The following is a 14,172-nucleotide window of genomic DNA, read 5'->3' on the forward strand; positions in this document are numbered from 1 at the left end:
CGCGGCGGCGGCCGGGGCGGCGCCGGCCAGGCCCTGCAGCGCGGTGCCGGTGGCTCGGCCTGGCGCCGCGGGCGCGCTCACCTCGGCGAGCAGCGCCCAGACGCGATCGGGGTCCATGCGCGTCTCCGGATCGTTCAGGAGCCGGTCGAGTTCGGCCAGCTTCGTCTCGATCTCGCGTTCGGTCATGGTGTCGGTCCTGCTCGGAAGGTCCGGGCAGCCGTCCTGGCGGGGCGGCTGCTCCGGGAAAGGTGGGAGCAGAACGTGAATTCCCGATGGCGGTTGCGGGCCGCCGATGTGGTCAATTCGACGACAGGATGGCAGGCGCGAGGGCCTGCGACTTGGCCGCCGGGTGGCTCGGGTTGCGAAACCGGAGTTCGCCCTCCGGCGCGCCGTCCGGTGGCGCGATGCCGAGTAGTTCGAGGCGCGAGATGCAGGAGACCGCGACGACCCGGCGCGCCGAGGGCTCCGTCATCCAGCGGCGCGTGGCGCCTTCCAGCTCCATCCGCTCGCGCAGGGACCGCCATTCGGTGCGGTCGAGGTCGTCGAGGAAGATGGCGAGGATGCCCGGATGCCGGCCCGAGAGGCGGGCCTCGGCGGCCTCGGCCATGCGGCGGCAGGCGGCGTCGGCGATGGCGTTCTCGCGCCCCGCGCGGGCGGCCATGACGAAGACCGAGCCGCCATCCGGCGCGGCCGTGACCGCCAGATGCGCTTCCTCGCCGAACTGGGCGCGGAGCTGCGCGGGCAGGCCGCGCGTGGCGGCCTGGGCGCCGGCAAGCACCAGCGGGTCGAGCTTCAGCACCGCATCCGCGCCGGCATCCTGGCGCTTCTGCTCGGCGAGCAGGGTCGAGATGCGGCCGTGCAGCTCCGCGACCTGCGCGTCGGTCGCCATCCCGCCGGGCAGCGTCATCTTGAGCAGGTAGCGGCCCGGGTGGGCGGCGAGCCAGGTCTGGAGCTCGGGACTGATGCGGTCCACCAGGGCGCACCAGTCGCCGCGATGCACCTGCCGGCCTTCCTCGGCCGAGACGGTCTCGCACACCACCTCGGCGGCATGGCCCTCGCGTGTGAGCGTCAGGTCCCAGGGCGTGTCCTCCGCGAGGCCGCTGAAGGCGACCTCGAAGCCCCGTGCGCGGGCGCGTGCGGCGGTATGCACGAGGTGGAAGAGGGGCACGAGCGTCCCGTCGCCGGTCAGCGCTGCCTCGATGCGCGCGCGGAGGCGCTTGCGCGGCGTGGCGGGCAGCGTCTCGGCAAGGCGGACGGCGTCGGTCGCGAAGGCAATGACGCGGCGCTCGGCTGGCGTTGCCTTGGCGAGGGCGACGGGCTCGGCGAGGCGTGCGAGGGCGAGTTCGAGGGCGTGGCGCTGCAGGGCGACCCGGCCGGCGAGCGACGCGCTGTCGGCGCGGCGCGCGATCTCGGCCATGCGCGCCGACCAGCGGCGATCCCCGCAGAGGGCGCGAAAACGCGCGATGCCGGCCGGATCCGGCCGATGGTCGACAGAGGTCATGCGGACGGCCCGGTTCTCGTGTTGTTGCGCGATCCTTGCCGTCCTGGGAGGGCGTGCGTCAAGTCGGTTACGGAAATGTCACCACTCGGCCAAAGTCTGTTACATGTCGCGGCCTCGCGCCTCGGCCGTCACGCGTCGCCGCTGTAGTAGAGCGAGACGGTGTGCGTCGCCTCGGCGAACATCAGCCAGCGCTCGGCCAGGATCGCGGCGCAGGCGATGGCGGCGGCCGGGACCAGCAGCAGCGCCGCGAGCGCGCCCGGCAGCGGCAGCGCGAAGAGCGCCAGCACGGTCGCCAGGGCGAAGCCGGTGAGCGTCAGGCGGCGCAGCTTCACCCGATGCGCGCGGGCGACGCGGAAGCTCATCTCGCGCGTGAGCCAGGTCTGCTCGGTGTGCGGCGGGTCGAGCGGGCGCGTCGCGCCGATGCGGCCGAGGCCGGTGGCGGATTCGATCGTGGGCGCCGCGGCGGGCTTCGGCGCGTCGATGCTGTCCCAATAGGCGCGCTTCAGCGCGATGGCGCCGGCGCCGAGGAGGGCGGCGATGATCGCCGGGATGCGCGCCTGGCCCCAGAGCGCCGCGAGGGGCGCGAGCAGCGCCGCGCCGCAGAAGCCGGCGAAGACCAGGTAGCCCCAGGGCACCATTGGGTGGTGCCATTGCCGCACCGTCCTGAGCGATGCGTAGATCATCCCCGTGCACCAGACCGTCGCGACGGCGCCGGCGGCCGCGAGCAGGCCCGTGAGCATCGCGAGCGGGGCGTTCCCGAGGAGCAGCGCGAGGAAGAGCAGTCCGGCCGGCACGTAGGTCGCCAGCGCCGCCACGCCTTCGCGCGACAGCCAGGAGGAGCGCCATTGCGACAGCGCGCGCCAGGCGCGTTCCGGGCGGCCGAGATGCTTGAGGGAGGACAACAGCCCGAAGGTGATCAGCAGCAGCGCGAGGAGCAGCGCCATCAGGCCGAAGGCGGGCGAGGCGGGCACGAGGCCGAGCGCGCGCAGCAGGCCGAGCCAGAAGAGCAGCCCGTAGCCGGCGCCGGAGGCGGTGGTGAAGAGGACGATGGAAGGGGCGGGGTTCATCGGGGTCGCGTCGGCAGGGCGGGGCTCAGGGCCAGCCGCCGGTGAAGTGGATGACCTGTCCGGTCGTGAAGGCGGAGCGACCGGAGGCCAGGAAGGCGATCAGCGCGCCGACCTCCTCGGGTTCGCCAAGCCGACCCATCGGAACGGTGCGGGCGATCTCCGCCCGCCCTTCCGGGTCGTCGATGTAGCGGGCGCGCGGGTAATAGGCCTCGCTGTAGAGGTAGTTCGGGGCCACGACATTCGCCTGGATGCCGAAGGGCGCCGCTTCCTTGGCAAGGGCCTTAGCGAAGGCCGTGGTGGCGGCGCGCAGCGTGGTCGGCACGGCGCAGCCCGGCTCGGGGCGCGTCTCGCGCGCGGAGGTGACGAAGACGAAGCTGCGGCGGCGGCGCGCCTTCATCGCGGGCAGCAGCGCCTGGGTGAGGCGGATCGGCGCGAGGACGACGGCTTCGAAGGCGGCGCGCGCGGGCGCAGCGGCGAAGGACGGATCGTGGCAGGCCACGCTGTGGCCCTCCGCGAGCAGCGCAGCAAGCGCGCCCGGGCCGGCGTAAGCGCCGACATGGGTCAGCAGCGCGACCCGCATGACGCCGTTCACCGTGACAGCGCCCGATCGAGCCACCGCAGCAGCGGGTTCCTGATGTCGAGCGGCGTCGGCGCCGCTTCCTCGAGCGAGGCCGGCTTCATCGCCGGCTTCTCCCGCGGAGGCAGGTACTTGTTGACCGGGGCGTAGCCCATCTCCGGCATCAGGTCGTAGCCGCCGCGCTCGGCGACCAGTCGCGAGACCTTGCTCGTCGGATCGCCGAGGTCGCCGAAGTGGCGCGCGCCGACGGGGCAGGTGATGACGCAGGCGGGCTGCCGCTGCGGCTCCGGGATCGTCTCGTTGTAGATGCGGTCGACGCAGAGGGTGCATTTCTTCATCACCCCCTCGTCCTCGTCCATCTCGCGCGCGCCATAGGGGCAGGCCCAGGCGCAGAGGCCGCAGCCGATGCAGGTGTCGGTGTTCACCAGCACGATGCCGTCCTCGGCGCGCTTGTAGCTCGCGCCCGTCGGGCAGACGGTGACGCAGGCGGGCGTCTCGCAATGCAGGCAGGAGCGGGGGAAGTGCACGGTGCGCCCCGCCTCGCCCTCGCCGGCTTCGTAGGAATGTACGCGGTTGAACCACACGCCCTCGGCGCCGGCGGAATAGGCGTGCAGGTCGGGCAGCGGGCCGAGATGGCCGCCGGTGTTCCACTCCTTGCAGTTGGTCGCGCAAGCCTGGCAGCCGACGCAGGTGTCGAGGTCGATGACGAGCCCGAGTTTTTTCGCGCTCGGAGGCGGTAGCTCGGTCATGCGCCGGGCTCCCGCACGATGGAGGGTGCGGCCGCGAGGCCGGGCGGTCGCTGCAGCGCCTCGGGGTGCGGATCCGTCACCGGGATCTCGTCGGCCGCGCATTTCGTCACGCGCACCCGAAGGTCGTACCAGGCAGCCTGGCCGGTCACCGGATCGGCGTTCGCGAAGCGGCGGGCATCCGCGACCTGCGCGGGCAGCCACTCGCTGATCGCGTGGTTCAGCAGGAAGCCGCGCGTCGCCTCCGGGCTGTCGGGCGAGAGGTTCCAGGCGCCGGCGCGCTTGCCGATCGCGTTCCAGGTCCAAACGGTGTCGGGGTTCACGCCGTCCATCAGCGCCAGCTGTCCCTTCACGCGGCCATTGCGCGATTCCACCCAGACCCAGTCGTCCTGTGCGAGGCCGAGTTTGTGCGCCGTCAGGCGGTGCATGTAGAGCTTGTTGGCGCCCTTGATCTGCCTGAGCCAAGCGTTCTGCGAGCCCCAGGAATGGTAGTGCTCCATCGGCCGCTGCGTGACGGCGGAGAGCGGGAAGGGAGCCGTGTCGTGGCCCTGCTGCTCGAGCGGCGCGTACCAGATCGGCAGCGGGTCGCAGTAGGTCGCGATGCGCGCGCGGGTTGCCGCGTCGGGCGGCTGCTTCGCGCCGTGGCCCTGCGCCGCGAGGCGGAACTTCTGCAGCGGCTCGCTGTAGATCTGCAGCACGATCTGGTCGGCCTTGCCGATCAGGCCCATCGCCTTGGCGTCGTCCAGATAGGCGCGGTTGGCGTGCTTGAAGTAGAGCTGCTCGGGCGGGAGGTGGTGCTTCCAGAAGCAGCCATTCTCGATGTAGCGCTGCAGCTGGTCCTTGTTCGGCTCGCCGACGCCCTTCTTCGTGCCGTCCTCGCCGCGGAAGCCGGCCAGCGGGCCGACACCCGGCATGCGCTGGTGGTTCACGATGTAGTCCGGGTAGTCCTTGAAGCGCGGGCTGCCGTCCTCCTTCACGAAGGCGGGCAGGCCGAGGCGCGCCCCGAGCTCGATCAGCACCTCCTGGAAGCCGCGCACGTCGCGGTCGGGCTGGATCACCGGCTGCCGGATCGCGTCCCCCGGCCCATGCGCGTTGCCGATCGGACGGTCGAGCAGGGAGATGCAGTCCCAGCGTTCGAGGTAGGTGGTGTCGGGCAGGATCAGGTCGGCATAGGGCACCGTCTCGGAGAAATAGGCGTCCGAATAGATGACATGCGGGATGCGGTAGCTGCCGTCTTCCTTCGTCTCGGTCAGGCAGCGGATGACCTCGCCGGGGTTCATGGCGCTGTTCCAGGCCATGTTCGCCATGAACATGAACAGCGTGTCGATCTCGTAGGGATCGCCGGCGCCGGCATTGCCGATGACGGTGTGCATCATGCCGTGCAACGCGAGCGGCGCATCCCAGGAGAAGGCCTTGTCGACGCGGATCGGGCTGCCGTCGTCATGCACCAGCAGGTCGTCCGGCCCGTGCGGGAAGGCGAGGATGTTGCCGGCGAGCGGCGTGTTGGGCTTCGCACCCTTGCCGGCCGGACCGGGCCCCGGCGGGATCGGGCGCGGGAAGGGCGATTTGTAGCGCCACGACCCCGGCACATCGACGGCGCCGAGGATCATCTGCAGCAGGTGCAGCGCGCGGCACGTATGAAAGCCGTTGGAATGCGCGCTGATGCCGCGCATCGCATGGAAGGAGACGGGGCGGCCGACCATCCGCTCGTGCCGCCGGCCGAGCGTGTCGGTCCAGGGCTGCTCGATGGTGACGGTGTGTTTGAAGGCTATGTCGGCGATCTCGGTGGCCAGCCGCCGGATCGTCGCGGCCGGGACGCCGCAGCGCTCGGCGACCGCGTCGGGCGCGTAGTCGCGCGAGAGATAGCGCTCCGCCATCAGCTGGAAGACCGGCACGGCGGTGCGGCCGTCGGGCAGCACGTGCTCGCCGACGATGGCCGGCTGCATCTCCGGCGTCGCGGCATCCATCGCGCCGCGCGCGCGGTCCCAGGCGAGCGGCTTGCCGTCGGCGTCGCGCGCGAACAGCCCGTCATCGGCGCCGCCGGGATTCCGCACCACGAGCCAATGCGCATTGGTGTAGCGGACAAGGAAGTCGAGATCGACGCGGTCGGTGCGCAGCAGCTCGTGGATCAACGCCATGATGAAGAGCCCGTCCGTGCCCGGACGGATGCCGACCCATTCGTCGGCGATGGCGCTGTAGCCGGTGCGGACCGGGTTCACGCTGACGAACTTCGCCCCGCGCGCCTTCAGCTGGCCGAGGCCGATCTTGATCGGGTTGCTGTCATGGTCCTCGGCGACGCCGAACATCACGAAGTACTTCGCGTGCTCCCAATCCGGCTCGCCGAATTCCCAGAAGCTGCCGCCGACCGTGTAGAGGCCGGCTGCCGCCATGTTCACGCTGCAGAAGCCGCCATGCGCGGCAAAGTTCGGCGTGCCGAACTGCGCGGCCCAGAAGCCGGTCAGCGACTGCGACTGGTCGCGGCCGGTGAAGAAGGCGAGCCGCTTCGGGTCCGTCTCGCGCACCGCCTTCAGCCATCCGGTTGCGATCTCCATCGCCTCGTCCCAGGAGATCTCGGCGAACTCGCCCGACCCGCGCGGCCCGACGCGCTTCAAGGGCGCGCGCAGGCGGGACGGCGCGTATTGCGTCATGATGCCCGCGCTGCCCTTGCCGCAGAGCACGCCGCGGTTCACTGGATGGTCCGGGTTGCCCTCGATGTAGCGGACGCGGCCGTCCTTCAGATGGACTTTGATGCCGCAGCGGCAGGCGCACATGTAGCAGGTGGTGGTCTTCATCGCGTCGCCGATCGGCGCCGAGGTCTCGATCACCTCGCCATGGCCCGTCATGCGGCGCGGCAGGTTCGTGTCTGGCATCCGGTCTCCCCCGAGGGCGGGAGTATCGGCACCCCGAGACCTGCCGAAAAGCCCTTGACGGGAAAAGGATTCCGTTCCGGTGGGACCGCATGGGCGCGGTTCCTCGACCGCACCGATGGCGCCGGTTTCGGGCGCGGCGCTTGACCCTCGTCAGTTCCATCTTCAAGCACGCTTCGAAAGAGGCCCTTCAACCTCGGAGCGCTCCGGGCATGCAGATCTTCCGCCGCCTTCGCTTCGGCGCTCTGGCCTTCGCCTTGCTCCTGTTCGCGGGGGCTGCTCAGGCCGCGTCCTGGACCGGGACCTGGGACACGCGCTGGCGCGGCGGCGGCGCAATGATCGACTTGCGGCAGGACGGGAACCGGGTCACCGGAACCTACCCGCTCTACAACGGCCGCATCGAAGCAGAGGTGCAGGGGCGCGAACTGCGCGGGCGCTGGATCGAAGGCGACCGCTTCGGAAGCTTCCTCTTCGTGCTGGCGGAGGATGGGGCGACCTTCATGGGCCGCTTCGACACCGGCGAATGGTGGACCGGCGGCCGCGTGAGGGAGGCCGCGCCGCGTATGCCGGTGGACCAGGCGACGCCACGACGTGCGATGCGCACCTTCCTCACCGCCTTCAACCGCGCCCGCCTCGGCGATGAGGAGGCCTGGGGGAGCGCCGCCGCAGTGGTGGATTTCGGCGAGGAGGGCGCACGCCTCCGCCCCGGCCAGAGGCTCTCGAGCGTGCAGGGGCTGGCCGAGGCGGTGGACCTCGCGACCTTCCGCCTCTGGTCCATCCCGGGCCGCTCGGCGGAGGGCGATGTCGTGCAGGTGCGGCTCGCGCGCGCCGGCACCGAGGCGACGCTGGCGCTGACCTTCCAGCGCCGCGAAGGACTCTGGTTCATCGTCATGCCGTCGGCCGACGACCTCGCCGCCCAGGTGCGCCGGATGCGCGCCGCGCGACCGGCGCCCGGCGCGGACGACGCGCATCTGGCGCTCCGCAGCCCGCGCGACGTGCTGCTGACCCTGTTCGACCGTGACGCGAACGAGGCGCAGCGCCTGGCCGCCTTCAATCTCGACGAGGTGCCGGAGGCGGTGCGGACGCATGAGGGCCGGCTCGCGGTCGGCTATCTGCGCCGCATCCTTTCGCGCATCGGCCCGGTGCTGCCGCAGGAGGTGCCGGACGATCCGGCCTCGCCGCGTGCGTATGTGCATTTCGACCATCCGCTCGGCCGGATCGCCATCGCGCGGCGGCCGGACTCCACGGCCGATGCCCCACGCTGGGCGGTGACCGCGGATAGCGTTGCGGCGCTGCGCCCGCTCTATGCCGCGCTCGAAGCGATGCCGCCGGATCCGGAGGCGGTCTCCGGCCTCGCCGAAGACACCGGCTACTTCGCGGTGCGGCGCTGGGTGCGCGGCATCTCGCCCACCCTGCTCGCGCCGTTGGGGCCGATCGAGGCGTGGCAGGTGCTGGGCATCCTCGGCCTCGTCGCGGCGGGGTGGCTGCTCGGCTTCCTGGTCGGCCGCCCGGCGACGATCCTCTTTGCGTGGCTCGCCGGCGTGCCGCGGGGCGAGGCGCGGGCGATCCGCTGGCCGGCCCGGCTGGCCGCGGCCTCCGGGCTGTGGCTCGCCGGCAGCAACTGGCTCGGCCTGCCGGACCTGGTGCAGGGCAGCCTGCTCGCGCTGTTCAGCATCACGCTGGCTGTCGCGATGGCCTGGGCCGGCTGGCTGGTGGTCGATGCCGTCGCGCGGCGGCTGATGGCGCTGGCGGCCCGTACCGACACGCAGGTGGACGAGATCATGCTGTCGCTGGTCGCGGGCGCCATGAAGGTCGGACTGGCTGCCGGGGCTGCGGTCTATGTCGCGCTGACCCTGTCCATCCCGGTGGCCGGCATCATCGCGGGCCTCGGCGTCGGCGGCCTCGCTTTCGCCTTCGCCTCGCGCGAGACGCTGCAGAACGTCTTCGGCGCCGGGATCCTGCTGACCGACCGGCCCTTCAAGCGCGGCGACTCGATCGTGGCGGGCGAGGTGCGCGGAACCGTGGAGAAGGTCGGCATCCGCTCCACGCGGGTGCGCACGGCCGACGACAGCCTCGTCGTGGTGCCGAACGGCAGGCTGGCGGATGCGACGATCAACAACATGGGCACGCGCCGCCACCGCCTTGTGACCGGCAAGGTGACCGTGGGCTGGACGGCGCGCCCGGACCAGGTGGACGCGCTGATCGAGGGCATCCGCGCCCTGCTCGACGCGCGGGACGACATCGCGAAGGAGAGGACGCTAGTCGGCGCGACCGCCCTCGGCACCGAGGGCGTCGATGTCGAGTTCACGGCCTATCTAGCGGTGTCCGGCCTTCCGGCGGAGAGGGCGGCGAAGCACCAGATCATGCGCGAGGTATTGGCGCTGGCGCATCGGCTGAAGCTGCCGGCCTGCGAGGAGGCGCGCCCGCGCTACGTCATGGCTGCCGATTAACGGCGCGTTACCCCGCGCTCAGGCCGCCCGGGCGCAATTGCTGCTCGCGCAGAACGCGCTCCACGCCGTCCTTGGCGCTGCGTGCCCGGTAGGTACGGTCGAGATCGTCGCCCGGCAGAGCACGGGTGATGGTATAGAGGCCGCGGGGCGTGTTGGTGTCCCAGGCGCCGGGAACGAACTCCACGTCCTGGCCGATGGTGAATTTATGCGGGGCCATGAATGGCCTCCTCTTGAATGGGGTGGCGCGGCCGCGTTGCGGCCGCGCCCGCGCTCTCAGGCGCGCTGGAGCCGCGTCGCCGAGCTCTTGCCCTGCTGGCCCTGCTGGACCTCGTAGCTGAGCTTGTCGCCTTCCTGCAGGCCGTCCATGCCGGCGCGCTGCACTTCGGAGATGTGGACGAAGACGTCCTTGGAGCCGTCGTCGGGCTGGACGAAGCCGTAGCCCTTGGTGGCGTTGAACCACTTGACGGTGCCGATGGCCATGATGAGTGTGTTCCGATAGGCACGAGGACCGGCACGCCGACATTGGCGCGACGGATCAGCCATCCGAAGGGGACGATAACCGGGCTCGGCGCTCCTTGTCGGAGCCATGAGACGGCCGAACCAGACGGGGTTGACCAAACCACCATGCGCCTTTGGCGCCCCGGGCGCCACCCTTTCCTGGTGACGCTTCCGTGTGGAGGCCGCTGCGCTGCCTGGCGGCTCAGTTCCGCGGCAGCCTGGCGCGGGTCGGCGCGTCGGGGTTCTGCGCCCGGTGGCGCAGCAGGTGGTCGGCGAGCACGAGCGCCATCATCGCCTCGCCCACCGGCACGGCGCGGATGCCGACGCAGGGGTCGTGGCGGCCCTTGGTCAGCACCTCCACCTCCTCGCCGAAGCGGTCCACCGACCGGCGCGGCGTCAGGATGGAGCTGGTCGGCTTCACCGCGAAGCGCGCCACCACCGGCTGGCCGGTGCTGATCCCGCCGAGGATGCCGCCGGCATGGTTGGAGCCGAACAGCACGTCCCCATGCGGTCCCATCCGCATCTCGTCGGCATTCTCCTCCCCGCTCAGCCCCGCCGCGGCGAAGCCGGCGCCGATCTCGACGCCCTTCACGGCATTGATGGACATCAGCGCCGCGGCCAGGTCGGCGTCGAGCTTGCCGTAGATCGGCGCGCCGAGGCCGGGCGGCACGCCCTCCGCCACCACCTCCACCACCGCGCCGAGGCTCGATCCCGCCTTGCGCGCGGCGGTCAGGGTCGCTTCCCAGCGCGCGGCCGCCTTCGCATCGGGACAGAAGAACGGGTTCTCATCCACCTGCGCCCAGTCCCAGTTCGCGACGTCGACCCAGTCGCCGCCCATGGCGACGAGGGCGGCGCGGATCGTGACGCCGTCGAGCACCTTGCGTGCAATGGCGCCGGCGGCCACGCGCATCGCGGTCTCCCGCGCGCTGGAGCGACCACCGCCGCGATAGTCGCGCACGCCGTATTTCAACTCGTAGGTCAAGTCGGCATGGCCGGGGCGGAAGCGGTCCTTGATCTCGCCGTAGTCCTTGCTGCGCTGGTCCTGGTTCTCGATCAGGAGCGAGATCGGCGTGCCGGTGGTGACGCCTTCGAAAATGCCAGACAGGATGCGGACCTGGTCGGGCTCCTGGCGCTGGGTGACGAATTTAGACTGGCCGGGGCGGCGGCGATCGAGGAAGGGCTGGATGTCGGCTTCGGTAAGCGCGATGCGCGGCGGGCAGCCATCCACCACGCAACCGATCGCCGCGCCGTGGCTCTCGCCCCAGGTGGTCACGCGGAAGAGATGACCGAAGCTGTTGTGGGACATGTCCCGTCAGGGCCTTTGGGCTTGATGCGTTACGACGCGACGCGTATCGGAAATCACGATGGATTCAAGGCGCCAGCCGGGAGGTGCCACATGGACATGGAAGAGGCGCTGCGCACCTTCGGCGTGCTGGTGGTCGCCGGCGTGGTCTGGGTGCTGCTCATGATCTTCGCGGTGATCCGCGGCTTCTTCAAGGAGACGACGGTGCTCGCGCTGTTCGTCGCGTCCGGCGCGCTCGGCGGGCTGGGCGCGCTGGTGAACGTCTACGCGGCCCATCGCGAGTTCCTGCAGTTCGAGTTCCTCTACTACTTCGCCTTCTGGTGGGTCGTGTTCGGGGTGATGCTGACCATCATCCCCGCCGTCCTGCATATCCGCCGCCACATGTTCTGACGCGCGGGGGCGCGCCCCCGCGTCAGACCGTGGCGATGTCCGGCGCGTCCGGGTTCTTCATCCCGACGATGTGGTAGCCGCAATCGACGTGGTGGACCTCGCCGGTGACGCCGGAGGAGAGATCCGACAGCAGGTAGAGCCCGGCGCCGCCCACATCCTCGATCGTCACGTTGCGCTCGAGCGGGGCGTTGTACTGGTTCCACTTCAGGATGTAGCGGAAGTCGCCGATGCCGCTGGCGGCCAGCGTCTTGATCGGGCCGGCGCTGATCGCGTTCACGCGGATGCCCGCCCCGCCGAGGTCGGCGGCCATGTAGCGCACGGACGCCTCCAGCGCGGCCTTGGCGACGCCCATGACGTTGTAGTGCGGCGTCACGCGCTCGGCGCCGAGATAGGACATCGTCAGCAGCGACCCGCCCGGCTTCATCAGCGGCACCGCGCGCTGCGCCACCGAGACGAAGGAATAGACCGAGATGTCCATTGCCTGCAGGAAGGCGCCGCGCGGCGTGTCCATGTAGCGCCCGCGCAGATACTGCTTGTCGGCGAAGCCGATCGCATGGACCAGGAAGTCGAGGCCGCCCCACTCCGCCTTCACCCGCTCGAACACCGCGTCCACGCTGGCGTCGTCGGTGACGTCGCAGGGGAGGACCAGCGGCGCCTTCACCTCCTCGGCCAGCGGGCGCACGCGCTTCTCCAGCGCCTCGCCCTGGTAGGTGAAGCAGAGCTCCGCGCCCTGCGCGGCGGCGGCGCGCGCGATGCCCCAGGCGATCGAGCGGTCGTTGGCGACGCCCATCACCACGCCGCGCTTGCCGGCCATCAGCGTGCCGGTCGGCACGGCGGCGGGCGTCTCGGGCGTCTCGGAGTGGGACATGCAGGGACCGGCGTCTGGTTGCGGAGGCGGGGGCGGGATGGCACATGCCCCCCGCCGGGGCAAGCCACCCCGGGAGCGGCGCGGGGCGCGCCGGGGAGAGCGGAATTGAGCGAGCCGGCGCGCAGCGCAGCCACCGAGGACCCGATCGCCCTCTTCCGGGGCTGGATGGAGGAGGCGGCGAAGACGGAGCCGAACGATCCCAACGCCGTGTGCCTGGCCACCGCGACGCCGGGCGGCGCGCCCTCGGCGCGGATGGTGCTGCTGAAGGACGTCGATGCGCGCGGCTTCGTCTTCTACACCAACCTCGAAAGCCGCAAGGGCGGGGAGCTCGCGGCCAACCCGCAGGCGGCGATGTGCTTCCACTGGAAGACGCTGCAGCGGAGCGTGCGCGTCGAGGGGCCGGTCGAGCCGGTGAGCGCGGAGGAGGCGGACGCCTATTATGCGTCGCGCGCGCGCGGCAGCCGCATCGGCGCCTGGGCGAGCCGGCAGTCCCGCCCGCTGGAAGGGCGCTTCGCGCTCGAGAAGGCGGTCGCCGAGTACACATTGAAATTCGGGGTGGGCGAGATCCCGCGCCCGGCCTTCTGGTCGGGTTTCCGCCTGGTGCCGCGCCGCATCGAGTTCTGGCGCGACATGCCCTTCCGCCTGCATGAGCGCCGCGTGTTCCACCGGAGCGGCGACGTGTGGGGGCTGGAGATGCTGTACCCGTGACCATCCCCGCCGCCCAGGCGGAGGTGGCGGGGCTGCTCGCGCGGCTGACCGGCGCGGCGCCGATCGAGACGCATATCTCGGCGGTCTTCGTCGGCCCGGAGGATGCCTTCAAGCTCAAGAAGGCGGTGGCGCTGCCCTTCGTGGACCAGTCGGACCTCGCCGCGCGGGAGCGCTTCTGCCGGCGCGAACTGGAGCTGAACCGGCCCAACGCGCCCGGCATCTACCGCGACGTCGTCCCCGTCACGCGCGGCCCTGACGGCGCGCTGCGGCTCGGCGGCGCGGGCGCGCCGGTCGAGTGGGTCCTGCGCATGGCGCCGGTACCGGCCGGCGACTTCCTCGACGCTGTGGCGGCGCGCGGCGGGCTGGACGCAGCGCTGCTCGACGGGCTGGCCGATGCGGTCGTGGCGTTGCTGCAGGCCGCGCCACGCGCCGAGGGCGTCGATCCGGTCGCACGGATGGAATGGGTGCTGGCCGGCAATGTCGAAGGTTGCTTGGCGGTCGGGCTCGACGCGGCACGGGTGCGGGCGGTGGAGGCGGAGATGCGCGCGCGCCTCGCCCGCCTCGCGCCGCTGCTGGCGGAGCGGGCGCGCGCCGGCTTCGTCCGCCGCTGCCATGGCGACCTGCACCTGGCCAATCTCTGCCTGTGGGAGGGCCGGCCGGTCGCCTTCGACGCGCTGGAGTTCGACGAGGCATTGGCGCGCATCGATGTCGGCTACGAGCTCGCCTTCCTGCTGATGGATCTCGAGGTGCGGGTCGGGCGGCCAGCGGCGAACCGCGCGATGAACCGCGTGCTGGCGCGCAACGGCGACTACGGCCTGCTGGCGGCGCTGCCCTTCTGGCTGGCGCAGCGCGCGCTGGTGCGCGCCAAGCTCGAGCCCGCGCGCGGGCGCCCCGGGCTGCCCTATCTCGAGGCAGCGGAGCGGTATCTGCGGCAGGACCCGCCGCGCCTGGTCGCGGTCGGGGGCGTGCAGGGCACCGGCAAGACCTTCGTCGCGCGCGACGTCGCACCCTGGCTCGGCGCGCCGCCCGGCGCGCTGCATCTGCGCAGCGACGAGATCCGCAAGCGCCAGGCCGGCGTCGCGCCGGAGCAGCGCCTGCCGCCCGAGGCCTATGCGCCGGCGGTCAGCGCCGCCGTGCATGCCGAGATGTTCGCCGCGGCGCGCACCGTGCTCGCGGCGGGGCGGAGCGTGCTGCTGG

14 protein-coding genes are annotated in these 14,172 nt (G+C 71.6%); 4 read left to right on the plus strand and 10 right to left on the minus strand.

The features are described 5' to 3' along the window. The 6 genes from L2I40_RS08535 to L2I40_RS08570 all read right to left on the minus strand — a co-directional run. A partial coding sequence (locus L2I40_RS08535) for a hypothetical protein (protein ID WP_237214484.1) occupies window positions 1-186 on the minus strand: 186 nt, incomplete at its 3' end. A gap of 112 nt (window positions 187-298) precedes the next feature. After that, window positions 299-1,501 carry a hypothetical protein gene (locus L2I40_RS08540; RefSeq protein WP_237214485.1) on the minus strand — a complete coding sequence of 401 codons (1,203 nt, stop codon included), beginning with the start codon at window positions 1,499-1,501 and terminating at the stop codon, window positions 299-301. A gap of 128 nt (window positions 1,502-1,629) precedes the next feature. Further along, a complete protein-coding gene (locus L2I40_RS08545) occupies window positions 1,630-2,568 on the minus strand; it encodes a dimethyl sulfoxide reductase anchor subunit family protein (protein ID WP_237214486.1) in 939 nt (312 codons plus the stop codon). A gap of 25 nt (window positions 2,569-2,593) precedes the next feature. Next, window positions 2,594-3,184, minus strand: a complete 591-nt coding sequence (locus L2I40_RS08550; RefSeq protein ID WP_237214495.1) for an SDR family oxidoreductase — start codon at window positions 3,182-3,184, stop codon at window positions 2,594-2,596. Beyond that, window positions 3,157-3,894, minus strand: coding sequence for a 4Fe-4S dicluster domain-containing protein (locus tag L2I40_RS24465; RefSeq protein ID WP_272910949.1), 738 nt, complete (start codon window positions 3,892-3,894; stop codon window positions 3,157-3,159). The genes L2I40_RS08550 and L2I40_RS24465 overlap by 28 nt, the downstream gene beginning before the upstream one ends. Beyond that, window positions 3,891-6,761 carry a molybdopterin oxidoreductase family protein gene (locus L2I40_RS08570; RefSeq protein WP_237214487.1) on the minus strand — a complete coding sequence of 957 codons (2,871 nt, stop codon included), beginning with the start codon at window positions 6,759-6,761 and terminating at the stop codon, window positions 3,891-3,893. Before L2I40_RS08570 ends, L2I40_RS24465 begins: the two co-directional genes overlap by 4 nt. 209 nt (window positions 6,762-6,970) lie before the next feature. On the opposite strand from L2I40_RS08570, the gene L2I40_RS08575 reads away from it, so the two are divergent. After that, on the plus strand, window positions 6,971-9,208 hold the full coding sequence (locus L2I40_RS08575; protein ID WP_237214488.1) for a mechanosensitive ion channel family protein: 2,238 nt from the start codon (window positions 6,971-6,973) through the stop codon (window positions 9,206-9,208). Window positions 9,209-9,215: 7 nt separating this feature from the next. On the opposite strand, the gene L2I40_RS08580 is transcribed toward L2I40_RS08575, so the two are convergent. The 3 genes from L2I40_RS08580 to aroC all read right to left on the minus strand — a co-directional run bounded on the left by L2I40_RS08580 (window position 9,216) and on the right by aroC (window position 11,012). Continuing rightward, window positions 9,216-9,425, minus strand: a complete 210-nt coding sequence (locus tag L2I40_RS08580) for a hypothetical protein (RefSeq protein ID WP_237214489.1) — start codon at window positions 9,423-9,425, stop codon at window positions 9,216-9,218. Window positions 9,426-9,481: 56 nt separating this feature from the next. Further along, window positions 9,482-9,688 (minus strand): cold-shock protein, encoded by a 207-nt coding sequence (locus L2I40_RS08585; RefSeq protein ID WP_237214490.1) that lies wholly within the window; start codon window positions 9,686-9,688, stop codon window positions 9,482-9,484. 220 nt (window positions 9,689-9,908) lie between these two features. Next, window positions 9,909-11,012, minus strand: a complete 1,104-nt coding sequence (gene aroC / locus L2I40_RS08590; RefSeq protein ID WP_237214491.1) for a chorismate synthase — start codon at window positions 11,010-11,012, stop codon at window positions 9,909-9,911. Between the two features lie 90 nt (window positions 11,013-11,102). Here aroC and L2I40_RS08595 point away from each other — a divergent pair, with 90 nt between their 5' ends. Continuing rightward, window positions 11,103-11,399 carry a hypothetical protein gene (locus tag L2I40_RS08595; RefSeq protein ID WP_237214492.1) on the plus strand — a complete coding sequence of 99 codons (297 nt, stop codon included), beginning with the start codon at window positions 11,103-11,105 and terminating at the stop codon, window positions 11,397-11,399. Between the two features lie 22 nt (window positions 11,400-11,421). Here L2I40_RS08595 and fabI read toward each other — a convergent pair whose 3' ends face one another. Then, a complete protein-coding gene (gene fabI / locus L2I40_RS08600) occupies window positions 11,422-12,267 on the minus strand; it encodes an enoyl-ACP reductase FabI (protein WP_237214493.1) in 846 nt (281 codons plus the stop codon). A gap of 165 nt (window positions 12,268-12,432) precedes the next feature. On the opposite strand from fabI, the gene pdxH reads away from it, so the two are divergent. Then, complete coding sequence (gene pdxH / locus L2I40_RS08605) at window positions 12,433-12,975, plus strand: pyridoxamine 5'-phosphate oxidase (protein WP_237214496.1); 543 nt, start codon at window positions 12,433-12,435, stop codon at window positions 12,973-12,975. Then, on the plus strand, window positions 12,972-14,172 hold a 1,201-nt coding region (locus L2I40_RS08610; protein WP_237214494.1), incomplete at its 3' end, for a bifunctional aminoglycoside phosphotransferase/ATP-binding protein. The genes pdxH and L2I40_RS08610, both read left to right, overlap by 4 nt.

The sequence above is a fragment of the Falsiroseomonas oryziterrae genome, from assembly GCF_021864505.1.
GTDB lineage: Bacteria > Pseudomonadota > Alphaproteobacteria > Acetobacterales > Acetobacteraceae > Falsiroseomonas > Falsiroseomonas oryziterrae.

Bases quoted from the DNA above. Each gene is read 5' to 3' on its own strand.
- pdxH (WP_237214496.1), top strand. From the start codon at position 12,433: ATGGAGGAGGCGGCGAAGACGGAGCCGAACGATCCCAACGCCGTGTGC.
- aroC (WP_237214491.1), bottom strand. From the start codon at position 11,012: ATGTCCCACAACAGCTTCGGTCATCTCTTCCGCGTGACCACCTGGGGC.
- L2I40_RS08595 (WP_237214492.1), top strand. From the start codon at position 11,103: ATGGACATGGAAGAGGCGCTGCGCACCTTCGGCGTGCTGGTGGTCGCC.
- L2I40_RS08575 (WP_237214488.1), top strand. From the start codon at position 6,971: ATGCAGATCTTCCGCCGCCTTCGCTTCGGCGCTCTGGCCTTCGCCTTG.
- L2I40_RS08570 (WP_237214487.1), bottom strand. From the start codon at position 6,761: ATGCCAGACACGAACCTGCCGCGCCGCATGACGGGCCATGGCGAGGTG.
- L2I40_RS08585 (WP_237214490.1), bottom strand. From the start codon at position 9,688: ATGGCCATCGGCACCGTCAAGTGGTTCAACGCCACCAAGGGCTACGGC.
- L2I40_RS08580 (WP_237214489.1), bottom strand. From the start codon at position 9,425: ATGGCCCCGCATAAATTCACCATCGGCCAGGACGTGGAGTTCGTTCCC.
- L2I40_RS24465 (WP_272910949.1), bottom strand. From the start codon at position 3,894: ATGACCGAGCTACCGCCTCCGAGCGCGAAAAAACTCGGGCTCGTCATC.
- fabI (WP_237214493.1), bottom strand. From the start codon at position 12,267: ATGTCCCACTCCGAGACGCCCGAGACGCCCGCCGCCGTGCCGACCGGC.
- L2I40_RS08545 (WP_237214486.1), bottom strand. From the start codon at position 2,568: ATGAACCCCGCCCCTTCCATCGTCCTCTTCACCACCGCCTCCGGCGCC.
- L2I40_RS08540 (WP_237214485.1), bottom strand. From the start codon at position 1,501: ATGACCTCTGTCGACCATCGGCCGGATCCGGCCGGCATCGCGCGTTTT.